The 21,762-nt window shown below is 71.4% G+C and carries 23 protein-coding genes; 6 read left to right on the top strand and 17 right to left on the bottom strand.

Annotation, left to right across the window (positions count from 1 at the left end; genetic code table 11):
* Positions 1-152: 152 nt before the first annotated feature.
* From mtnP to EXE52_RS14690, 12 genes are all read right to left on the bottom strand, one after another.
* The gene (gene mtnP / locus EXE52_RS14740) at positions 153-1,031 is read right to left on the bottom strand and encodes an S-methyl-5'-thioadenosine phosphorylase (RefSeq protein ID WP_089308001.1); all 879 of its coding nucleotides are present in this window, start codon (positions 1,029-1,031) and stop codon (positions 153-155) included.
* A 100-nt stretch (positions 1,032-1,131) separates the two neighbouring features.
* Positions 1,132-2,130, bottom strand: coding sequence for a YeiH family protein (locus EXE52_RS14735; protein ID WP_049931496.1), 999 nt, complete (start codon positions 2,128-2,130; stop codon positions 1,132-1,134).
* Positions 2,127-2,279, bottom strand: coding sequence for a hypothetical protein (locus EXE52_RS18585; protein WP_167373068.1), 153 nt, complete (start codon positions 2,277-2,279; stop codon positions 2,127-2,129). The genes EXE52_RS14735 and EXE52_RS18585 overlap by 4 nt, the downstream gene beginning before the upstream one ends.
* Positions 2,280-2,407: 128 nt before the next feature.
* On the bottom strand, positions 2,408-3,097 hold the full coding sequence (locus tag EXE52_RS14730) for an HD family hydrolase (RefSeq protein WP_089308000.1): 690 nt from the start codon (positions 3,095-3,097) through the stop codon (positions 2,408-2,410).
* Between the two features lie 12 nt (positions 3,098-3,109).
* Complete coding sequence (locus EXE52_RS14725; protein ID WP_049931497.1) at positions 3,110-3,805, bottom strand: phosphoribosyltransferase; 696 nt, start codon at positions 3,803-3,805, stop codon at positions 3,110-3,112.
* Between the two features lie 66 nt (positions 3,806-3,871).
* The gene (gene kdgK1, locus EXE52_RS14720) at positions 3,872-4,837 is read right to left on the bottom strand and encodes a bifunctional 2-dehydro-3-deoxygluconokinase/2-dehydro-3-deoxygalactonokinase (RefSeq protein WP_199234056.1); all 966 of its coding nucleotides are present in this window, start codon (positions 4,835-4,837) and stop codon (positions 3,872-3,874) included.
* Positions 4,838-4,936: 99 nt separating this feature from the next.
* Entirely contained in the window at positions 4,937-5,581 is a 645-nt protein-coding gene (locus EXE52_RS14715; protein ID WP_089307999.1) for a hypothetical protein, read from the bottom strand.
* Positions 5,521-6,954, bottom strand: a complete 1,434-nt coding sequence (locus EXE52_RS14710; protein ID WP_089307998.1) for a DUF58 domain-containing protein — start codon at positions 6,952-6,954, stop codon at positions 5,521-5,523. The genes EXE52_RS14715 and EXE52_RS14710 overlap by 61 nt, the downstream gene beginning before the upstream one ends.
* Complete coding sequence (locus EXE52_RS14705; protein WP_086216739.1) at positions 6,951-7,502, bottom strand: hypothetical protein; 552 nt, start codon at positions 7,500-7,502, stop codon at positions 6,951-6,953. The genes EXE52_RS14710 and EXE52_RS14705 overlap by 4 nt, the downstream gene beginning before the upstream one ends.
* 58 nt (positions 7,503-7,560) lie before the next feature.
* Entirely contained in the window at positions 7,561-8,502 is a 942-nt protein-coding gene (locus tag EXE52_RS14700) for a DUF4129 domain-containing protein (RefSeq protein WP_089307997.1), read from the bottom strand.
* An 85-nt stretch (positions 8,503-8,587) separates the two neighbouring features.
* Positions 8,588-9,637, bottom strand: coding sequence for an MBL fold metallo-hydrolase (locus EXE52_RS14695; RefSeq protein ID WP_089307996.1), 1,050 nt, complete (start codon positions 9,635-9,637; stop codon positions 8,588-8,590).
* A gap of 64 nt (positions 9,638-9,701) precedes the next feature.
* Entirely contained in the window at positions 9,702-10,262 is a 561-nt protein-coding gene (locus EXE52_RS14690) for a HAMP domain-containing sensor histidine kinase (protein ID WP_241988266.1), read from the bottom strand.
* Between the two features lie 95 nt (positions 10,263-10,357).
* Here EXE52_RS14690 and EXE52_RS14685 point away from each other — a divergent pair, with 95 nt between their 5' ends.
* The 3 genes from EXE52_RS14685 (at position 10,358) to EXE52_RS14675 (ending at position 14,826) form a co-directional block, all read left to right on the top strand.
* On the top strand, positions 10,358-10,732 hold the full coding sequence (locus tag EXE52_RS14685; protein WP_089307995.1) for a hypothetical protein: 375 nt from the start codon (positions 10,358-10,360) through the stop codon (positions 10,730-10,732).
* A 458-nt stretch (positions 10,733-11,190) separates the two neighbouring features.
* Positions 11,191-13,479: a phosphoribosylformylglycinamidine synthase subunit PurL gene (purL, locus tag EXE52_RS14680; protein ID WP_089307994.1), complete on the top strand. Its 2,289-nt coding sequence runs from the start codon at positions 11,191-11,193 to the stop codon at positions 13,477-13,479.
* A gap of 159 nt (positions 13,480-13,638) precedes the next feature.
* Positions 13,639-14,826 (top strand): ABC transporter ATP-binding protein, encoded by a 1,188-nt coding sequence (locus EXE52_RS14675; protein ID WP_089307993.1) that lies wholly within the window; start codon positions 13,639-13,641, stop codon positions 14,824-14,826.
* A gap of 55 nt (positions 14,827-14,881) precedes the next feature.
* Here the strand turns inward: EXE52_RS14675 and EXE52_RS18580 are convergent, their stop codons facing one another.
* From EXE52_RS18580 to EXE52_RS14665, 3 genes are all read right to left on the bottom strand, one after another.
* Positions 14,882-15,031, bottom strand: coding sequence for a hypothetical protein (locus EXE52_RS18580; RefSeq protein ID WP_167373067.1), 150 nt, complete (start codon positions 15,029-15,031; stop codon positions 14,882-14,884).
* Positions 15,032-15,116: 85 nt separating this feature from the next.
* Entirely contained in the window at positions 15,117-17,312 is a 2,196-nt protein-coding gene (locus EXE52_RS14670) for an LUD domain-containing protein (RefSeq protein ID WP_089307992.1), read from the bottom strand.
* Positions 17,313-17,819 (bottom strand): lactate utilization protein C, encoded by a 507-nt coding sequence (locus tag EXE52_RS14665; RefSeq protein ID WP_049931506.1) that lies wholly within the window; start codon positions 17,817-17,819, stop codon positions 17,313-17,315.
* A 185-nt stretch (positions 17,820-18,004) separates the two neighbouring features.
* Between EXE52_RS14665 and EXE52_RS14660 the strand changes: the two genes are divergently transcribed.
* Together EXE52_RS14660 and EXE52_RS14655 are read left to right on the top strand one after the other, a co-directional pair.
* Positions 18,005-19,717, top strand: coding sequence for an L-lactate permease (locus EXE52_RS14660; RefSeq protein WP_086216746.1), 1,713 nt, complete (start codon positions 18,005-18,007; stop codon positions 19,715-19,717).
* 69 nt (positions 19,718-19,786) lie between these two features.
* Positions 19,787-20,065 carry a hypothetical protein gene (locus EXE52_RS14655; protein ID WP_089307991.1) on the top strand — a complete coding sequence of 93 codons (279 nt, stop codon included), beginning with the start codon at positions 19,787-19,789 and terminating at the stop codon, positions 20,063-20,065.
* Positions 20,066-20,225: 160 nt separating this feature from the next.
* On the opposite strand, the gene EXE52_RS14650 is transcribed toward EXE52_RS14655, so the two are convergent.
* Together EXE52_RS14650 and EXE52_RS14645 are read right to left on the bottom strand one after the other, a co-directional pair.
* Positions 20,226-20,744 (bottom strand): DUF3368 domain-containing protein, encoded by a 519-nt coding sequence (locus tag EXE52_RS14650; protein ID WP_089307990.1) that lies wholly within the window; start codon positions 20,742-20,744, stop codon positions 20,226-20,228.
* Positions 20,741-21,031, bottom strand: a complete 291-nt coding sequence (locus tag EXE52_RS14645; RefSeq protein WP_089307989.1) for a UPF0175 family protein — start codon at positions 21,029-21,031, stop codon at positions 20,741-20,743. The genes EXE52_RS14650 and EXE52_RS14645 overlap by 4 nt, the downstream gene beginning before the upstream one ends.
* 146 nt (positions 21,032-21,177) lie before the next feature.
* Between EXE52_RS14645 and EXE52_RS14640 the strand changes: the two genes are divergently transcribed.
* A complete protein-coding gene (locus tag EXE52_RS14640; protein ID WP_089307988.1) occupies positions 21,178-21,468 on the top strand; it encodes a ribbon-helix-helix domain-containing protein in 291 nt (96 codons plus the stop codon).
* The last annotated feature ends 294 nt before the right edge of the window (positions 21,469-21,762 follow it).

Below are 21,762 nucleotides of genomic sequence, written 5' to 3'. Positions count from 1 at the left end.
CACCTCACACCGCCCCCGCACCTCACACCTCCCCAGCCTCGTCGGTCGCCCTCCGCGCTGCTCCGGGCGACCGACTCCCTCGCGCGTGCTCCTCGCGGCCGCCGCTTCGCTCCGGCCGCTCACAGGCACGCGCCACCGCACGGCGCGTCTATTTACAAGTAGTCGCCGAGCAGGGGCTCAACGCGCTCCTTCGTCTCCTTGGGGATCGCCTCCGTCGGCGTGTTGACGGTGCCTTCGAGCGACGTGTGCGCGTCACACTCCAAGTCCTCTGGCAGGGTCCGCACGGCCTCCTCGACGGCGGCCTTGATCGCCGCCTGGTTCTGCTCGGCGTTCTCGAGCACCTCTTCGAGCGTCACCTCGCTGTCCGCCTTCCACACGTCGTAGTCGGTGACGCCGGCGATCGTCGCGTACGCGATCTCGGCCTCGCGGGCCAGCTTCGCCTCCGGGATCGCGGTCATGCCGACGAGGTCCCAGCCTTGGCTCTTGTAGAACTCCGACTCCGCGCGCGTCGAGTACTGCGGCCCCTCGATACAGACGTAGGTGCCGCCCTTCACGACGTCCGTGCCGTCGTCCTCCTCGCCGCCAACGGCGGACTCGGCCGCCTCGGTGAGGTGGTCGACGAGCTCGGGGCTGTACGGGTCCGCGAACGGCTGGTGGACGACGACCCCGTCGCCGTAGAAGGAGAGGTCGCGGTGTTTCGTCCGGTCGTAGATCTGGTCGGGAACGACGAGCGTGCCGGGCGCTAACTCCTCCTTCAGGCTCCCCACCGCGTTCGACGCGAACACGTGGGTGACCCCCGCCTGCTTCAGGGCGTACATGTTGGCGCGGTACGGGAGGTCGGTCGGCGAGACGCCGTGGTTCGAGCCGTGGCGCGGGAGGAAGGCGACCTCGCGGCCCGTGTCGCCGAACTCGCCGATCGTCACCGCGTCGCTCGGCTCGCCGTACGGCGTGTCGAACGCGACCTCGCGCACGTCGTTGAGGGGGAGCGCCTCGTAGATGCCGCTGCCGCCGATGAATCCGATGGTTCCCATACCCCGAGTGCGCCCGCTCGCTACTTATAAGGAGTGAACGCGGTCGGCGGCCGCGGTCGACGGCCCGGCGCGTCGTCGACGGCTCCGCGGAGAACCCGTCTCACAGCAGCCAGCGCACCGCCGCGAGCGCCACCGCGCTCACGGCGAGGAGGTGGACGAGCACCGCGCCGACGGGCGCGGCGCCCACCGCACGCATGTCGTCGACCCGGATCGAGAGCCCGAGGCCGACGAACGCCAGCGCGAACAGCGCGTCCGACACGCGCCCGATCGACGCCAGCGCGGCCGGCGAGAGCAGCCCGCTGTTGGCGACCGCCGCCACGGCGAGGAAGCCGAGCAGGAACTTCGGGAACTCCGCCCACAGCCGCCGGACGCCGGGGTCGGCGGCCGACCGCGCCGCGTACGCCAGCGAGTACGCGACCGCGACGCCGCCAAGGAGCGAGTTGCGCGCCAGTTTCGTCACGGTCGCCCACTGCCCCGCCTCGGGCGAGTAGGCGAACCCGGCGGCCGCGACGGGGCCGGTCGAGAACATGCTCACGCCCGCCCAGACGCCGAACTGCCGACCGGTGAGGCCGAGCCACTCGCCCGCGAGCGGGAACGCGACGAGCGTCGCGGCGTCGAACAGCAGGATCGTCGCGGCCGCGAAGGTGATCGCGGTCCCGCGCGCGTCCAGCACCCGGCCGATTGCGACGACCGCGGAGACCCCGCAGATGCTCGCGCCGGCCGCCAACAGGGAGGACGTGGGCGACCCGATCCGGAAGAGCCCGCGCGCGACGACCTCCGCGAACAGGAGCCCGCCGGCGACGACCGCCACCACGAGCCCGAGGACGGTCGGTCCCGCGGCGAGGAACTCCTCGACCGCCACCGCCGCGCCGAGCAGCACGATGCCGGTCTCTAAGAACAGCTTGTCGGCGCTCACGCCCGGCTCCGCGATCTCGGGGATCCCGACGGTGTTGCCGAGCCCGACGCCGATCCCGACGGCGACGACGAGCGGCTGGAGGCCGGGGACCGCGTCCGCGACGAGCGTCGCGGCGACCGCGCCGCCCGCGAGCAGCGCGAGGCCGGGCAGGTACGCGCGGACCGCCTCGCCGATCCCCGTCACAGCGCCTGCCCGACGAGGTGCGCGGCGACGATCCCGAGCCCCAGCGCGAGCGCCTGCCAGCCGCGGTCGAGCGCGGTCCAGCGGTCGACGAGGCCGGCTCCGGTCGCCGGGCCGTCTGACGCGACCCCGTCGTCGCGGTTCGATGCCATGGCCCGAATCGGTCCGGCCGACACTTACTGGTGTCGCTCGCGCCGGTGACGGTCGAGCGCCGTCCCGTCGATGGCCTCGCAACCGCTGAACGGTCGGGGTCGCGGGCGCTACCGGACTGCGAGAGCGCTTACCGGTCGCGCGCCGCCCGGTACCGCTCGCGGATCGACGCGAACAGCTCCTCCCCGGCGTCGGTCCGGAGCCGCGGCTCGCTCGTCGCGAAGAACTCGTCGAGGTCGTCGTACTCGCGGAACGCATCGGGATCGCCGCGCTCCGGGTCGTACCGGTCGCCGCGCTCGTAACGCAGGGCTTGGAGGCAGGTGTCGAGCAGGTCGCACTCCTTGACGAGGACCGCCTCCGGCGAATTGCGGGCCTCGTACGCCTCCCACGCGTCCCGCACGCGCTCCGGGAGCGGGCCGGCGAGGTCGCGCATGGCCTCTCGCTCGGCGGCGACCTTCGCCTCGCGATCGACCGCGTCCCCGGCCGCGTCGTCGTCGGCCGTCACGTCGGCCGCCCGCGTCGCCACGTCGGCCGCCCGCGTCGCCACGTCGCCCGTCTCCGCCTCGGCGACGTCGTGGACGACCGCCAGCCGGAGGGCGCGGTCGCGGTCGACGCCCGGGAGATCCTCGCGGAACCGGTCCCCGAGCGTCAACACGAGGTACGCGACGCCCCACGAGTGGGCGGCGACGGACTCGGGCTCGTCGACCCCGCGGAGCTGCCACCCCGTGCGCCGCTCGTCTTTGAGCGCGTAGGCGTCGAGGAGGGCGTCGAGCACCGCGTCGTCTGCGGGGTCAGCGTCGGTGTCGTCTCCGGGGGCCATCGCTCGGTCCGACTACTCGGCGAGCGCCCACGTCTCGTCGCCGACGGGCTCGGCCACGTCCCGCCGGACCATCTCGTCGATGACCTCGTCGAGGCGGCCGGGCTGGGCGACCTCCATCTCGATCCGGCCGATGCCGTGGTACTCCTCTAAGTAGTGACGGAGGTCCTCCCGCGAGAACGTCGAGTCGTCGGCGCGCTCCATGGCGCCCTCCGTGAGGTCGATCATGTCTTCGAGGAAGTTCCACGGGTAGACGACCCACGTCCACTGTTCGAGCCGTTCGCCCACGAAGTCGGGCTGGAACTCGGAGGTGCCCAAGAGCTGGAGGGTCGCGGTGCGGACCTCGCCCGCGCCGCGGTCCTCGACGTACTCCTCGGCGCGGCTGATCGAGCCGCCGGTGTCGGCGATGTCGTCGATGATGAGGACGTTCTTGTCCTCCACGCTCCCCTCGGGCATCGGGTAGCGGATCTGCGGTTCGTCGCTCTTCTCGGCCGCCCCCACGTAGTGTTCCATCTTGAGGCTGGTGAGGTCGTTGAGCCCGAGGAAGTCGCAGATACACCGCCCCGCGAACCAGCCGCCGCGGGCGAGGGCGACGACCACGTCCGGCTCGAAGTCGGCCCGCTTCACCGCGTCGGAGACGTTGCGGCAGAGCCCGTAGATGTACTCCCAGTTGGTGAGCGTACAGTCGAAGTCGTCCGGGAGGTCGCTCATACGGGCGTATCTGCCACCCGCGCGCTGATAAGGGTTTAGCTCCGGCGCTCGCCCCGCGCCGGTCGACTACCGATCGATGCCGCCGCCGCCGGCCACCACGCCCTCGACCTCCCCGGGCGTGACGACGGCGACGTCGCCCGTGACGGTGCGTTTCAGCGCCGCGACCGCGGCCGCCCACTCCAGCGCGGCCGGGAGGTCGCCGCCGTCGATCCGCTTCGCGAGGTAGCCCGCGACGAACGCGTCTCCGGTGCCGATCGCGTCGATCGTCTCCGCGTCGAAGACGCCCTGCTCGTACACCTCGCCGTCGCGCAGCGCGACCGCGCCCTCCGTCCCGCGGGTGACGACGACCGTCTCGACGCCGAACTCCGCGGCCAGTCCGTGCGCGATCGCGACCGCGTCGCCCTCGCGGTCCAGCACCTCGCGGGCGTCCCGCCGCGGGACGAACAGCGTGTCGACGTGCTCGAACAGGCTCTCGTAGGCCGCTCGCGCGGTCTCCGGGTCCCAGAGCTTCTCCCGGTAGTTCAGGTCGAACGAGCGAGTGAGCCCCGCGTCGCCCGCCTCGCGCAGCAGCGCGGCCGCCGTCTCCGCGGCGCGGTCGGACAGCGCGGGCGTGATCCCGGTGGTGTGGAACCGGCTCGCGTCCGCGAACGACGCCGTCGACAGGTCCCCGGGCGTCACCGTCGTGATCGCGGCGTCCCCGCGGTCGTACACGACGTTCGACCCCCGCGGCGTGCCGCCGCGTTCGAGGTAATACGTCCCGACGCGGCCCTCAGCCGGGTCGGTCCACGCCACCTCGGGCGTCACTCCGTGGCTCCGCAGCTCGTTCGTCACTCGGCGCCCCGGCGGGGAGTCCGGCAGCTTCGAGAGCCAGACGGCGTCGACGCCGAGCCGCGACGCGCCGACCGCCACGTTGCTCTCGGCGCCGCCTGCCTGAACGTCGAGCGAGTCCGTCGTCTCCAGCCGCTCGCCGCGCGGGGGCGACAGGCGGAGCATCGTCTCGCCGAACGTCACGAGGTCGGTCACGCCGACCACCCTTCGGTTCGCATACTCGGCCGTCGCCGGGCCAGCACAAAAGCGTCCGCGATCGCCGCGCAGCGCGCGGGCGGCCCGGTAAACCTGGCGCTCGCACTGTCACCGCAGCGCGGAGATCAGCGCGATACCGCCCGCCAAGAGGAGCGCGAGCGCGGCCACGGGCTGGCCGCCGCCGACCGCGAGCGAGACGCCGTACACGAGGCCGGCCGCGAGCGCGCCGACGAGCAGGCTCGCCCCCGCGTGGACCGCGACGTTCCGCCGGACCCGAGCGCCCCGTCCGACCTGCTCCCCGAGGCCGACCCCGTGGTCGGCGACGTCCCACGCGACCGCCAGCCCGACGGCGGCGACGAGCAGGGCTTCGGGCGGGGCGCCGCGGTACCCCGCGAGCGCGATCCCCGCCACGCCCGCGGTCGCGCCCCACGTCAGGACTCGCGCCGACCCCCGGAGCGAGCCGCCGAGGAACGCGAGCGCGCCGACCCCGACCAGCGCGCCGCCCGTCGGACTCGCTATCAGCGCGGCGGTCGCCGCGACGCCCGCGGCGGCGAGGCTCGCGACGACCGCGACCGTCGGGGGCCGGGCGTCCGCCTCGTGGAAGTCGGCTGGCGCTTCGGACGCCGACTCGTCGCCCCCCGTCGCAATCGCGGATCCGTCGCCAGCCGTTCCGGGCGCCGAGCCGTCGCCGCTCATCGCGACCACCGCCTCGTCGCGGCCGCGACCGCAGCCGGGAAGGAGTCGTCGCCCCACTCCAGCGCGCGGATCCCGCCCGCCCGGAGCGCCCGGAGCCGCTGGCGGCGCTCGAAGGCGGTCAACCGTTCGCCCGCCGTCTCGGCCGTCGTCGGGTCCGGCGAGAGGACCGTCACGAGGTGACCGTGCGCGCCGACGCGCCGCGCGATCGCCGTCGCGGTTTCGTCGACGAGGGGGGTGAAGAAGAGCACCTGCGCGTCGGCCGGGAGCCGCCGCCGGAACCGCCGGAGCCACAGCGACCGGTAGAACCGGTCGTCGCTCGGCGTCGGCGCCAGCGCGGGGTCGGTCGCGAGCGTCTCGCGCCCGCGGGCCGCGTGGACGGTCCCGCTGCCGGGCGGCAGCCAGCAGTCGATCGGCGACAGCGCCGCGATCCCGACCCGGTCGCCCCCGTCGAGGAGCGCGGAGAACGCCTGTCCCGCGGCCGCGACGCTCGCCTCCACCGCCGTCTCGGCGTCCGGGTCGGCGGCGACGTACGCGGACTCGCGGGCGTCGACGACCAGCACGACCGTCGCGGAGCGCTCCTCGCGTAGTTCGACGGTGGACAGCTCCCCCGTCCGCGCCCGCCGGTTCCAGTCGATCCGCTTGAGCGGGTCGCCGCGGCGGTACTCCCGGGTGGCGTGGAACTCGACGCCGGCGCCGCCCACGTCGGTCGGCACCCGACCGTGGTGGACGGTCGTCAGCCCGCGCAGCGGGAGGTCGCCGCCGGCGGACAGCTCCGGCGTACAGGCGATCGCGGTCGGCGCGTCGAGCGCGGTCGTGCGCTCGCGGGCGCCGGCCGCGTCGCGGGTGATCGCCGTCAGCGGCTCCCACTCGTGGTCGCCCCGGGCCGCGCGCACCGTGTACTCGAACGTCACCGCCGTCCCGGGTCGCAGCGCCGTCGCGACCCGAGCGGGGCCGTCGACGACCGCCAACCCCGGCGGGACCCCGTCGACGAGCCGGAGGTCCGGCAGGGCCTCCTCGCCGACGTTCTCCGCCCGGACGGTCACGCTGACCTCGTCGCCCGGCTCCGGGGCCTCGTCGCTCACCGCCCGCGTCACCGCGAGCGCCGGCGCCGACGCGTCGCCCGCCCGCGCGTACACCGCGTACCCGGCGCCCACCGCGCCGGCGAGCACGAGAGACGACTGCCGGACGAGCACGCCGAGGCCGACCAGCGCCAGGGCCGCCCCCGCCACCCCCAGCCAGCGCTCCGTCTCGATCGCTCGGCGGTGTTCCCGGTCGCTCGGAGCGCCGGCGGATTCAGTCTCGGTCGCGTCGGCCGATTCAGTCTCGGTCGCGTCGCGGTCGCGTCCGACCGCGTCGCCGTCTCGTCCGGTCGCCTCACCGTCGGTCGATGCCGGCTCGGACGCGGCGGCGCCGCTTGAGGGGTCGCTCACGCCGCACCCCCCTCTATCCGCTCGATCTCGCCGATCGCGGCGCGGAGCCCGTACCAGTAGTTCGACCGTCCCCGGACCCCGGCGGAGAGCCGGACCCGGACGGGATAGGCGGTCCGGGTGTCGAAGAACGCGGCGGCGGCCGCGTCGTCCGTCCACGTCCCGTCGTCGACGGCCGTCGCCGCCGCCTCCCGCGAGCAGTTGCGGTCGCGGGCGACGGCGTCCACGGCGACCTCCCGGACCCGGTCGCGGAGGGCGCGACGGTTCCGGTAACCGCCCGGCGCCGGACTGGCCACGCGGGCGATCCGCTCGTCGAGGTCGGCACCGGGCACCGCGGCGGGCGCGCGCCGCTCCGGCTCTCCGGTGTCTGTCGGCATCCGCCGGCGGTCCCGACGCGCGTTCGCGTATCGAATCCCCTGAACCACGCCGAGGACGCCGATCAGCGTGACGACCGCCGACGTGGGGGAGAGGACCGACGCCACGCCGCGGTCGAGCGCCGCGAGGATGCCGACGGCGACCGCCAGCACTCCCGCGACGGCGAGCGGCCGCACTACCGATCACCACCGTCGGTTCCCACCGTCTCGCCCGCGCTCTCCGTCAGAGCGCGCGTCACGAGTCGCCTCCGTGCCGCTCCTCGATCCGACGCAGCGCCTCGACGGCGCGGCGCTCTCGGTCGTCGGTCGCGTCCTCGCCGCCGTATCGGACCCGCTCGAACACCTCGGTGAGCGCGGTCACCGGCTCCTCGGCGACGCCCGCGTCGACCGCGGCGGCCGCGAACTCCGCGGGCGTCGAGGAGTCCGGCCGGTCGACGTCGAGGACGTCGGTCATGTTGCGCCACGCGCGGTACACCTCGTTGTCCGCGTCCGAGGACTCGATCCGGTCCGCGACCTCGCCGGCCGTCCGCCCGACCGCGGCGAGGTCCGGCGGCTCCTCGACCGGTTCGTCGGTCCGGTCGCCGCCGCCGTCCGCCTCGTCGTCGCCGCCGGCGAGGAGCAGCGCGGCGACGCTCGCGATCACCGCGGCGACGACGACGACCGCGAACAGGATCTGCGGCGCCGACGCCGCGCCCTCGCCGCTGCCGAGCCCGCCGCCGGCCGCGCCGGTCGACAGTAACTCCGTCCCGTTGCTGCCCATCCCGAGCGAGGTGGAGACGTTCTCCGCGACCGACCGGCACGTCGACAGCACCCAGAACAGGACCGCGATCGGGGCGCCCATCACGCCGGCGACGGCGACGCTCGCGAACGGCGACCCGGTGTCGCGATAGGTGACCCCCGCGAGCAGCGTCAGGCCGACGAGCAGCGCGATCACGGCGGGCGGCTCCCTGAGGAACGGCAGACAGAGCCCCGGCGCGGAGAAGTCGCCCGCCTCCCCCGACGACGTGAGGACGCCGGGGTCGCCCGTGTCAGATCCGACGCTCGGGGCGTCTCCGCCGCTCCCGCCGAACCCGCCGCCGCCGGTGTCGACGGCGGTGTCCAGCGTCGCGGCCGCGACGCCGAGCGCGACGAGGGCGAGGAGGGCGACCGCGACCGCGACGAGGGCGTCCCGCTTCACGTCCCCGACTACGCCGGCCGCCGGGAATAGCTTTCGGCGGCGGTCGGTTTCGGGGTCGCGCCGGAACGCCCCCGATCCTCTCCGCCTACGCGTCGTCGCTCCCGTCGACGACGTCGTCGAGCGGCGTCGTCGGGAACAGGGCGTCGACGTCGGGGTCGGGGTCGACGAGTCGGTAGGCGGTCCCGTCGGGCTCGACGACGCCGGCGTCGGCGAGGTGGTCGAGGTGCGAGAACGCCTCGCCGGGACCGTGGAGGACGTGGATGTCCTCCAGCGAGCCGAACAGCGCGGCCGACACCTCCCACGCGGTCGCCGGCCCCGAGTTGTCGAGGACCCCGATCACCCGGCGGGTCCGGTGCCGATGGTGGTCGAGGATCGTCGCCGCGCGGCGGCTCGGCTCGTCGATCCGCTGACGGTGCCCCGGATGCGCGGCGTCGAAGTCGCGGTCGACGATCCGCGCGAGGCTCTCGGCGTATGCCGCGAGCGCACCCTCGACGCGGATGTCGGCGCCGCCGACGTTAGGGGTGTACTTCGGGAGCAGCGCGTCGCCCGTGAACGCCTCCTCGGTCGCGTCTTCACCAGCGATGGGGTCGTGGTCCGACACAGCCCGCGGGTCGAACGCGAACCCGGAGAGTCCCGCGGTGTGGCCGGGAAGGTGGAGGGCTTCGAGTTCGACGCCGCCGGCCTCGATCGCGTCGCCGTCCGCGAAGGTCGTCACGTCGGCCGGTCGCCCCGAGAGGTCCACGCTGACGGCGTCGAAGAACTCGATCAGCCGCTCCTGGTCGGCGGCGGGCATCCCCCACCGCTCAAACGTCTCGCGCTGGAGGTCGCGGTCGGCGAACAGCGGCGTCTCCGTCCCGTCGACGAGGCCGGCGTCGGCCTCGTGGACGTACACGTCGGCGCCGCCCTCGGCCTGGACCTCGCCGGCGAGTCCCGCGTGGTCCGGGTGCCAGTGGGTGAGGACGACCGCGTCCACGTCGCCGAACGCGTGCCCGTACTCGGCGAGGCCGTCGGCCAACTCCTCGCGGACCTCGGGGAGCGCGACCCCGGTGTCGACGAGCGCCGTCGTCTCCCCGTCCAGTAGGTACACGTCGTTTTCGCCCTCGAAGACGGTGTTGCCGAGCTGAATCCGTTTCACACAGCCACGTCGGCTGCCGGGCATTTCACCGTTTCCACCGCCGGCTCCCGCCCCGGCGGCGCCGTCACTCGATACCGACGCCGGTGAACTCGGAGCGCGCCCCGCCGTCCGGACCGTCGGTGATGCGTACTGCCCAGCCGTGCGCCTCGCCGACCCGCTCGACGATGGCGAGGCCGAAGCCGGTCCCGTCCGGGTCGGTCGTGTGGCCGGCCTCGAAGACCTCGCCGCGCTCGTCTTCGGGGAGTCCGGGGCCGGCGTCCGCGACGTAGAACCCGCCGTCGAGGTCGCCGACGGTGACCGTCACGTCCGCGCCGCCGTGCGAGACGGCGTTCCGCAGGAGGTTCTCCAGCACCTGTTTGAGCCGACTACGGTCCGCGCGGACCGTCGCCGTCGCCTCCGCGCGCACTGTCGCGTCCGCGGTCTCGACGCTCCGCCAGCACTCCTCCGCAATCGCTCCGAGGTCGACCGGTTCGAGCGACTCCAGTATCGTCTCGTACCGTCCCAGGTCCCGCGCTCGACGGTCCGGGTCTCGGTCGCCCGTCGCGTTCGATCCCCCGTTCCGGGCGGCCGATAATGAACCGTCGCTCGGCGTCGGCGAGTCGAGAGACGAGCGTCGGCCGGTCAAGCGACGGGCGTCGGCGGGTCGGTCGCTCGGGGGTAGCGGTACCGGTCGCCGGAGCGATCCGTTGAGGCTTTGCTTCTGCCGCTCTTTCCGATCCCATGGAGTATCAACCGGGCGTGTGTAACATCGGACCGACACAGCAGCGACGGCGGCTCCTCCTCGGCGTCGGGTCGCTCGCGCTCGCGGCCGCGTTCGTCGCGGCGGCCGTCTCGTTCGCGTGGCCGCGCTGGTCGCTCATCCTCTCCGTCTTCCCGCTGTACGGCGCCGCGATGGGCGCGTTACAGTACCGCGAGCGGTTCTGTATCGGCTTCGCCGGCATCGGCGTCTTCGACGTGGGCGGGGGGACGAGCGAGATCGAAAACGAGGAGGCGCTCGCCGCCGACCGCAGGAAGGCGGTCAAGCTCAACGCGAAGGCGATGGCGCTCGGCGCGGCCGGGACGGTCGTCGTCTTCGCCGCGGTGACCGTTCTGTAATAAATCTCGCTCGGCGTTCCGGCCGTTTAGTTATAACCAGACCACTCTGGCTAAATCGCTGTCGGCAGACCGACGACGAACACTGCCGACGGTCCGGCCGGTCATTTGTGACTGATTGCCGGCGGATCGGTCGTGGGAACCTCCTCGAAAGCCCCAGCCGCTCGGCTATAGATCGTTGCGGCCGTGAGAGCCTCCTCCAAAGCTCAGCCTCCCGGCTGCCCCTTTGAGTCCCACTCCGCACAGCCCCGCACCTCACACCTCCCCAGCCTCGTCGGTGGTCCTCCGCTTCGCTTCGGCCCACCGACTCCCTCGCGCGTGCTGGCTTCGCGGCCGCCGGTGGCGGCCGCTCGCAGGCACGCGCCTCCGAGACCGCTAACTGTGCGGGATCCCGCTCGGGGTATCACCACGAACGTGTGTATAGAAAAGCATTAGAGCCGGCTCGATGACCACGTAAGTGAATGAGTCTGTCCGATGCGGACCACGAGCTCGTGACCGCGGAGCTCGGCCGCGAGCCGACGGCGGCGGAGGCCGCGCTGTTCGAGAACCTCTGGAGCGAGCACTGCGCGTACCGCTCCTCGCGGCCCCTCCTGTCGGCGTTCGACAGCGAGGGCGACCAGGTCGTGGTCGGCCCGGGCGACGACGCCGCGGTCCTCGCGCTGCCCGAGCCGGACGCGGCCGACGACCCCGCGGCCGAGCGCGACGCCGACGACTACGGCGACACGTACGTCACCTTCGGCGTCGAGAGCCACAACCACCCCTCCTTCGTCGACCCGTTCGACGGCGCCGCGACGGGCGTCGGCGGCATCGTCCGCGACACGATGAGCATGGGCGCGTACCCGATCGGGCTCCTCGACTCGCTGTACTTCGGCGGCTTCGACTGCGAGCGCTCCCGGTACCTCTTCGAGGGCGTCGTCGAGGGCATCTCCCACTACGGCAACTGTATCGGCGTCCCGACGGTCGGCGGCAGCGTCGCCTTCCACGGCGGCTACGAGGGGAACCCCCTCGTCAACGTCGCCTGCGTCGGCCTCACGAACGAGGACCGACTCGTCACGGCGACCGCACAGGAGCCTGGGAACAAGTTGGTCCTCGTCGGGAACGGCACCGGCCGCGACGGGCTCGGCGGCGCGTCCTTCGCGAGCGAGGACCTCGCCGAGGACGCCGAGACCGAGGACCGCCCCGCGGTCCAGGTGGGCGACCCCTACGCCGAGAAGCGCCTGATCGAGTGTAACGAGGCGCTGATCGACGAGGACCTCGTCCGCTCGGCCCGCGACCTCGGCGCGGCCGGCCTCGGCGGCGCCTCCTCTGAACTCGTCGCGAAGGGCGGCCTCGGCGCGCGGATCGACCTCGACGCCGTCCACCAGCGCGAGCCGAACATGAACGCCACCGAGATCCTGCTCGCCGAGAGCCAGGAGCGGATGTGCTACGAGGTCGCCCCGGACGACGTCGAGCGCGTCGCCGACCTCGCCGAGCGGTTCGACCTCGGCTGCTCGGTCATCGGCGAGGTGACCGACGGCAACTACGTCTGCGAGTTCGCCGGCGGCGCGGACGGCGAGGGCGGCGCGGACGCCGACGGCGCGACCGACCGCGACCCCGAGACCGTCGTCGACGCGCCCGCCGAGTTCCTCGCGGACGGCGCGCCGATGAACGACCTCGAAAGCGAGCCGCCGAGCGAGCCCGACCGAGACTTGCCCGCCGACGAGCCCTCGCTCGACGAGGCGGTCGCGGCCGTCCTCTCGGCCCCGTCCACCGCGAGCAAGCGCTGGGTGTACCGCCAGTACGACCACGAGGTCGGGACGCGCACGGCCGTGAAGCCCGGCGACGACGCCGCGCTGCTCGCGGTCCGCGAGACGGAGCCGACCGACGAAGCGAGCGAAACGGCCGCCTCCGCCGACGGCGTCGGCCTCGCGCTCGCCTCTGGCGCGAACCCGAAGTGGACCGCGGTCGCGCCGTACGAGGGCGCCCGAGCCGTCGCCCTCGAGAACGCGACAAACCTCGCCGCGACCGGCGCGGTCCCGCTCGCCGCGGTCGACTGTCTCAACGGCGGCAACCCGGAGAAGCCCGACGTGTACGGCGCGTTCGAGGGGATCGTCGACGGCCTCGCGGACGCCTGCGCCGCGCTCGACGCGCCCGTCGTCGGCGGCAACGTCTCCCTGTACAACGACAGCGTCGAGGGACCGATCCCCCCGACGCCGACGCTCGCGGTGCTGGGCACGCGGCGCGGCTACGACGCCCCGCCCGCCGCGCTCGACGCCGACCGCGCGGCCGACTCCGTGCTTCTGCTGGTCGGGTCCGGCGGCGACGCGCTCGGCGGCTCCGAGTACCTCGCGCACGCCGGCGGCGGCGACCGGTTCCCGACCCTACCCGACGAGTCCGGGGCGGCCGACGACCTCGGGGGCCTCGTCGCGTCGCTTGCGGCCGCCGCCCGCCACGAGTCGACGCTCGCGGCCCACGACGTGAGCGAGGGCGGGCTCGCGGTCGCGCTCGCCGAGCTCGTGACCGACGACGCGGGCGTCGACGCGACCCTCCCGGACCGCGTCGCGGCCTTCGACGAGACGCCCGGCCGCCTGCTGGTCCAGACGACCGAGCCCGAGGCGGTCGCGGCCGCGGTCGGCGACCTTCCCGTCTTCCGGCTCGGCGACGTGACGACCGACGGGGCCCTCTCGCTCACCGTCGGCGACGAGTCGGTCGCGCTCTCCGCCGCGGTGGTGCGGGACCACCGCGACGTGATCGAGCGCGAACTGGCCTGAGCCGTCGCTGTGCGCGCGGTGAGCGGCGAGACGGTGCTGTATCACCGCGCGGTCACTCGATTTCGACGCCCCGAGAGCGAGCGATACGCTTTTAGGTGCTCCTAAAGTATGTGGCGGCAACCGCGGGACGCCGGCCATTCCGGTGCCCGCCCCTCATCGATGGCATCCACGGAACCAGTCGGCACGACGCGCTCGACCGAGTCGGACGACGCGACGGCCGATCGATCGGACGACTCCGCGACCGACCACCGGGCGAGCGCCGCCGCCGACGACGGGGCGACCGCCGCCGCGGACCCCGTCCTGTCGCTGTCCGAGGTCACGAAGGCGTTCGGCCCCGAGACCGCCGTCGACGACGTCTCGCTCGACGTGCGGTCCGGGGAACTGCTGACGTTCCTCGGCCCCTCCGGGTGCGGCAAGACGACGACGCTGCGCACCATCGCCGGCCTCGAAGAGCCGACTGAGGGGCAAATCACCCTCGGCGACGAGGTCGTCGCCGGCGACGGATCGTTCGTCCCGCCGGAGCGGCGCGACGTGGGCATCGTCTTCCAGAACTTCGCGCTGTTCCCTCACCTCACCGTCCGCGAGAATATCGCGTTCGGGCTGACCGACGCCGACGCCGCCGAGAGCGAGGCGCGCGTCGACGAGCTGCTCGAACTGGTCGAGATGACCGACCACGGCGAGAAGACGCCCGACCAGCTCTCCGGCGGGCAGAAGCAGCGCGTCGCGCTCGCGCGTTCGCTCGCCCCCGAGCCCGAGGTACTCCTCCTCGACGAGCCCTTCTCGAACCTCGACGTGCGCCTCCGCGTCGAGATGCGCGAGGAGGTCCGCCGCATCCTGAAGGAGGCGGGCGTCACCGCCGTCTCGGTCACGCACGACCAGGAGGAAGCGCTCTCCATCTCCGACCGCGTCGCGGTGATGAGCGACGGCCGGATCGAGCAGGTCGGCCGCCCCGAGTCCGTCTTCGAGCGCCCCGAGTCGAAGTTCGTCGCCTCCTTCCTCGGGCGGGCGTCGTTCCTCGAAGGAGAGCTCCGCGACGGGAAGGTCGACACCGGCATCGGCCGGTTCGACGCCGTGACGCTGGAGGGATACGACACCGTCTACGACGGCGCGCCGGTCGACGTGCTCGTGCGCCCGGACGACCTCCGCGCGACCCCCGCGACCTCCGAACTCGCCGACGGCGTCGTCACCTCGCGGCAGTACGTCGGGCCCTCCTTCGTCTACCGGGTCGAACTCGACTCCGGCGAGGCGGTCCACTGCCTCCACAACCACGTCGAGGAGTTCGACCTCGACGAGCCCGTCTCCCTCGAACTCACCGCGGACCACCCGCTCGCCTGGTACCCGCGCTAGGCGAGTCGCTGCCGGCGGCCGAACGACTACGGAAAAACGCGACGAGCGACGGCGTTCAGAAGGTCGCGAGGAACGGGACGGCGTACGCGATCAGCAGGCCGACCAGCGTGACGGCTGCGCCGACGCCGACCTCGCGGCTCCCGAATTCCTGCATCGGTGCGGTCACGCGCTTGTCCGGGTCGGGCTCGTGCGAGTGGTCGTCCATAGTCCCGGATCCGACCGGGGAACATATAAGCCCACCTGAACTCGACGGCCCCGACTCGCGGAGCGACGCGCCCGGAGCGGGCGCGTCAGCGACGGTCACGCCGCGCGTCGAGGAGCCGGACCGGATGCGCGGGCCGCCGCGTGAGCAGGGCGTCGAGCTGTTCGAGACAGGACGTGCCGCTGGCGACCACCGTCCGGTCCGCGGTCTCGTCCGTCGTGAACTGGTCCGCGAGCGTCTCGCCGACGTCGACGCTGAGGTCGTAGTACTCGGACTTGTAGCCGAAACTGCCGGCCATTCCGCAACACTCCACGTCGGAGGTCACCACGTCGAACCCCGCGTCGTCGAGGACCGCCGTCGTGTACGGCTCCAGGTCCAGCGTGCGCTGCTGGCAGTGGCTGTGGTAGGCGATCCGTTCGCCGTCGCCGTCGGGGAGCGCGCCGAGGTCGGCGCCGTTCTCCAGCAGGCCGTACACGTACTCCATCACCTCGTAGCTGCGCTCCTTCAGCGACTCGTGTTCCTCCGTCGGGAGGAGCCGACCGTACTCGCGGTGGAACATCGCAAGGTCGGAGGGCTCGATGACGACGACGTCCCGGCCCGCCGCGACGGCCGGCGCGAGCGACTCGTACACGGCCTCGGCGTTCGACCGCGCGGTCGCGACCATCCCCTGCGAGAGCGGCGCGCGTCCGCTCTCGCCAGCCGCCGGCACGTCGACGTGGACGCCGAGCGACTCGAGGACCCGGACGGCCGCCTTCCCCCGCTCGGTGCGCACGTAGTTGGTGTACGCATCGGGGTACAGCGTCACGCGCTCGCGAGCGGCGTCGGGGTCGACCCGCGAGCCCCGGTCCGCGAACCAGTCGACGAGCGACTCGCGCTCGAACCGCGGGAGCTCGCGGCGGCTGTCGACGCCGAGCGTCCGTTCCAGCACCGATCGGGCGGGCCCGGCCTCCGCGACCCAGTTCGACAGCGGCGCGAACGCCGACCCGAGCTTCGCCAGCGTGTCGAAGTTCCCGAACAGGCGCTTCTGGAGGTCGATCCCGCCCGGATCCGCGTCCGGCGTGAGCCCCTCGACGAGGAAGTCGAGGTCGCCGTCCGTCCCGCGGTTGATGCGGTCGCGGACGACGGTGTTGATCCACGGGATGTCGATCTTCACCGGACACTGGTTCACGCACCGGCTACACCCCGTACAGAGGTCGTTGAACTCGGCGGCGCTCTCCTCGCCGTGGACGCCCGCCTCCCAGCCGGTCGCGATTCCGCCGGAGTACGTCTCGCCGCCGAAGGCGTGGCCGCCCACGTGCTGGAAGTTCGCACAGGAGTTCGCGCACGCCGAACACCGGATGCAGTACAGCGTCTCCCGGAGCTGGTCGTCGTCGCGCATCTCCATCCGGCCGTTGTCGATTAACACGAGATGGAAGTCGCGCTCGTCGCCGGAGCCGAGCGCCTTGTCGCCGAACGTCGGGGAGTCGGTCGGCGGGGTGAGAAGCGAGACGTAGGAGGTGATGTCCTGGCCGGTCCCCGACCGACCGATGAGCTCCACGAACGGCTGGAGGTCCTCGACGCTGGGGATCACCTTCTCGACGCCCGCGACCGCGACGTGGGTGTCGGTCGCCTGAACGCACTTCCGGGCGTTGCCCTCGCTCGTCACCAGCGCGAGCGTCCCGGTGTCGGCGGTGACGAAGTTCGCGCCCGTCATCCCGACGTCGGCGTCGCGGATCTTCTCGCCGAGGTGTTCGCGGGCGAACCGGGTCAGCTCCTCGGCGGTCTCCGGGGGGTCCTCGGGCTCGAACACCGCGTCGAACAGCGCGGCGATTTCCTCCCGCGACTTGTGGATGGCCGGGGCGACGATGTGCGACGGGGCCTCGTCGGCGATCTGGAGGACGAACTCGGCGAGGTCGGTCTCCCACACGTCGGCGCCGTCCGCCTCGAGGGCCTCGTTCACCTCGATCTCCTCGCTGGTCATCGACTTCGACTTCACGGCTGTGCGGCCGTCGACGACCTCCGTGATGTAGCGGTTCGCGTCCGCGGCGTCGTCGGCGAGGTACACCGTGCCGCCGTTGGCCTCGACGGCCTCGGTCACCTCGTCGATGAGCTCCGGCAGCCGCTCGATCGCGTCCTCCTTGATCGCCCGCGCCTCGTCTTTCAGCCGCTCGTAGTCGTCGAGGTCGCCGGTCGACTCGTAGCGTCCCTCGTTGAACACGCGCGTGTTCTGCTGGACGCTGTCGCCCTCGGTGTCGAGGATGTGGCGGATGTGTTCGGCCTTCCGCCGTCGGTTCTCGGCGCTCATCTACCTGTCCTCCACCAGCACGACGGTCACGTCCATCGGCCCGTGCGCCCCCTTCACGAGCGCGCCCATGTCCGCGGTGGCGCTCGGTCCGGTCGCGATGATCGACTGCCCCGCGCCGTCGCGGACGTCCGCGGCGAGGCGGTCGAACGCGGCGTCCATGTCCGGTAGGACGTCGTCCGCGGCGACGACCGCGACGTGCTCGTCTGCGTACAGGCTCACCGGCTCCTCGCCGGCGGCCCCGCCCTGAATCACCACGGAGCCGTAGTCGGCGATGCCGTATCCGGCGGCGGTGACGCCCGTCGCCGCGGCTTCGAGCTCGGCGACGGTCGGGTCGGTGTTCACCGCGTCCGGGAGCGAGACCCCGTCGAACGGGAGCGGCGCGCCGACCGCCGGGTCGTCGAGCAGCGGCGCCAGCGCCGACTCGAACCCGTCGGCGGTCGTCCGGACGCACTCGACGCCGACCTCGTCGAGCGACGACTCGAAGGTCGCGATTGACTCGACTGACATACGCCGTGGTTGCTGTAACAGCCTAATGGGTGTTTCCCTATACGCAGTTTCCTAACGGGATACATAACGTATCTTTCTCATCGGACGCCCGGCCAGTACCCAACTCCTCGCCAGTAATATCGTCAAAAAAGAAAGTTACATATGGATCGTTGTGAGACGCCCAAACACGGTCGAAAGACATACTCATGACAAACGTACTCTCACTGGCGTTCGTCGGCGTCATTCCGATCGGCGTCGCGTTCGTCCTGCTCGCCGGACTCAGGTGGTCCGCCGCCCGCGCGATGGGGGTCGGGTGGCTGCTCGCCGGGGGGATCGGACTCACCTACTGGGGCATGGAGATCGACTGGCTGGCCGCGTCGGCCGTCTACGGTGCGTTCCAGGCGGTCGACATCATCCTGATCGTCTTCGGCGCCATCCTCCTGATGAACTACCTCGAGGGGAGCGGCGCCATCGCCACCATCAGGTGGTACTTCGGACAGATCGAAGAGGACAGACGCATCCAAGTCCTGCTCATCGGGCTCGGCTTCATGACGATCATCGAGGGCGCCGCCGGGTTCGGGACGCCCGGGGCGCTCGCCGCGCCGCTGTTCATCGGCCTCGGCTTCCCGCCGCTGGCCGCCGCGGTGTTCGGGCTGTTCTTCAACGCGCCGAACCCGCCGTTCGGCGCCGCGGGGACCCCCGTCATCGGCGGCACCGGCGCCGTCATCGACCCGGCGCTCTCCGGCTCGATGGGGGTCTCCGAGTTCCTCTCGATGGTCTCCGCGTGGTCCGGCATCGTCACGGGCGTGACGTACGTGTTCTGGGGGCTGCTCGGCGTGTTCTTCCTGACGTACTGGTTCGGCGACGCCGACGGCGGCCGGAGCGTCGGCGGCGCCGTCCGCGACACGCTCCCCATCGCTCCGTTCGCGCTCCTCCTCGGCGTCGTCACCGGCGGGACGCAGCTGGTGGTCGCGTGGTTCGTCGGGCCCGCGCTCCCCGACATCGCGGCCGGGTTCGTCGTCCTCGGCGTGGGGCTCCTGCTCGCGAACAACAATATCCTCATCCCCGACCGCGAGTGGGACTTCCCGACCGACTCGCAGTGGAGCGACACCTGGCTCGGCGGCCTCGAACTCGACGAGATCTCCCGCGACCAGCCACAAAAAGAGATGTCGGTGCTGCTGGCGTGGACGCCGTACCTCCTCGTCGCGCTCGCGCTGCTCGCCACGCGGTGGCCCGACCTCACGGTCGCCGGCACCGCCGTGCTCCCGTGGATCCAGAGCTTCACCGTCGGCATCGACTCGATCCTCGGCACCGAGCTCGGGTACACGCTCCAGTACCTCTACCTCCCGGGCACGATGCCGTTCATCCCGATCGCCGTCCTCACGGGCCTCATCCACAAGATGGACATCGACGAGATGGGCGCGGCGTGGCGGCGCTCTGCGGAGCAGGTCGCGCCCGCCGCGCTCACGCTGATCATCGCGGTGTCGATGACGCAGGTGATGATCCAGTCGCAGACGAACACCGCGGGCCTCCTCGGCATGATGGAGGCGCTCAGCCGCGCGCTCGCGATCGGCGCGGGCGGCCTGCTCCCGATGATCTCGCCGTGGATCGGCGCCATCGGCTCGTTCATGACCGGGAGCAACACCTCCTCGAACATCCTGTTCAGCGTGCTCCAGTACAACGCCGCCGAGACGGTCGAACTCTCCCGGACGATCGCCGTCAGCCTCCAGAACGTCGGCGGCGGCCTCGGCAACATGGTCTCGGTGCTGAACGTCGCCGCGATCTGCGGCGTCGTCGGCATCACCGGCCGCGAGGGCGACCTGCTCCGGAAGGCGATCGTCCCGATGGCCCTGTTCGCGCTGTTCGCCGGGCTGTTCGGAATGCTCCTGAGCTACGTCCTCGTGCCCGGGCTGTTCTGATCCTCCCGGAAACGCTTTCCCGCGACCGCCTCGGAAGACAGGTCGAACGACTCGACGTCGAAGACCGCTATGAGCGACTCACGAACGCCTGAGGAGGGCTCGGCCGAAAGCGATGACGGCCCCCAGCGACCGCCCCGCTACGAGCAGGTGATCCGGTGGGCCGAGTACATCAAGGCACAGCCGCCGGAGGTGTGGGGGCCACAGCAGAACGCGGTCGTGAACGGCCAGATAGAGAGCGCGCAGGCGGTCGACGTGAGCGCTGAGGAAAAACAGGCGATTCGGGAGTTCGCGGACGAGGTGTTGGAGGCGGAAGGTGAGAGAGACGAGGAAAATAACAGCGAGGAGTAGATCGACGCCCGAACTCAGCCGTAGAGTATCTCGTCGATGTCCGCCTCGTCGGTCGCGACCCCGGAACTGACTCGGCCGCGCCGCATTCGTTCCTTTTCTTCCTCTGATAACGGGAGCGGCGATGCCATACCGAGGACTCTCTCACGAGCCGTAATAGTCGTTACTCGAACGACTCCAGCTTCCCGACGATCCTCGTGTACACGTCCGGCGCGACGTACCACCCGTGGTCGATCATCGCGTCGATTGCGTCACGCCCCTCCGCTTTCGACAGCTGCCCGTCTTTCACGGCCGCGAGGACGAGATACGCGGTCCCGCGCGTCTCGACGCCCTCCACTTCGGCCGCGGAGCGCCCGGCGGACTCGTCCATCACGGCCACCGCGTCGCGAGCGTTCGCGCAGACGAGGACCGCCACGCCCGCGTCGCTCAGTCCCGGGTGTCGCGCGAGTCGCGTCGCGACCGGCGAGTCGTCGGTCTCGACCGCGACGACGTCGACGAGGCCGTTTTCCACGGCGCGCTCGATCCGACGCGCGTCGTCGTATCCCTGCTCGACGCCGGTCGTCACGACCTCGCGGTAGACGCCCTCCGGGACGACCCGCGGCTCGTCCAGCGGCTTGACGACACCGATCCGGTTCGCCTTCGCAAGGTAGATCAGCGGCGTCGCGTCGAACACCCAGCTCACAGCTCGTTGAGGTCGGCTTCGAGGTGGTCGGCCGAGACCCACGCGTCGTCCGCTTCTTCGACGAGGTCGGCGAACTCCCAGACAGAGACGCCGGCGAGGTCGGCGGCCTTCGTGAGCGAGACCTCGCCGTCGGTGAAGCGGTCGAGCGCCCGCTCTCTGCGCCACTCGTCGAGCCCCTCCGAGAGTAGCTTCCTGACCGCCGTGCTCCGGTCGAGGCGTTCCGATTTGAGGTATTCCTCCAGTTCGGCCTCGAGGTCCTCGGGGACGCGAGTGGAGATTGTGGGCATGGCGTTTGCTATGTGTACGATGTATTCATATGTTTCACCGGGACTCGTCCGTGCGTTTGTCGGAGTGTAGATTGGCTGTCCCGGCATCGAGGACGGCGGTCTCCAGCTAGAGAGTATTTATATGACCGCGGGGACAACACACACGTATGTCTGAAACGGGTACGAACGATAGCGATATCGACGACCCCGAGACGACGACGATCAACGTGCGCGTCACCGAGCGCCAACTGGCGGAGATCGACGCGGCTTGGAAGGAAGAGGGCTACACGTCTCGGAGCGAGTTCCTCCGGCACGCGATCCGAGACGCGACGGAGCACCCGGGCGCGTCACGCGATATGCTGGCGAGCATCGCCGCCGAGGAGTACGCGATGCGAAAGGGTGAGACCGAGGCCGTCTCTCGCGACGAGGTCGTCGAGATGATCGATGACGAGGAGTGACGACTGGACGCAGGAATTCCAGGCCTCTCAATCATCATAGACTTGTGTGTTCGACTGGACCGCACTTTCCGACTTCGATATCATAGACGTGGGCGAGATCGCGACCCACGACCAAGACTGCTGTAACCGTCATAGTGAGTCGTGCGTTTCCCCAAGAACCCGATTCTAAATCTAGAATACTGATATAAAGTAATGAATATAGTTGTTATAGCAGATTACTAGAAATAAATAACTCTATCGAGTATAAATCAAACAAATAAAGAGAAGTTGATCAAAAATAGTTCCCGCAAAAAA

It is taken from the genome of Halorubrum sp. CGM4_25_10-8A (assembly GCF_005435025.1).
Taxonomy (GTDB): Archaea; Halobacteriota; Halobacteria; order Halobacteriales; family Haloferacaceae; genus Halorubrum; species Halorubrum ezzemoulense.
This window is presented reverse-complemented; position numbering and strand designations above follow the sequence as displayed.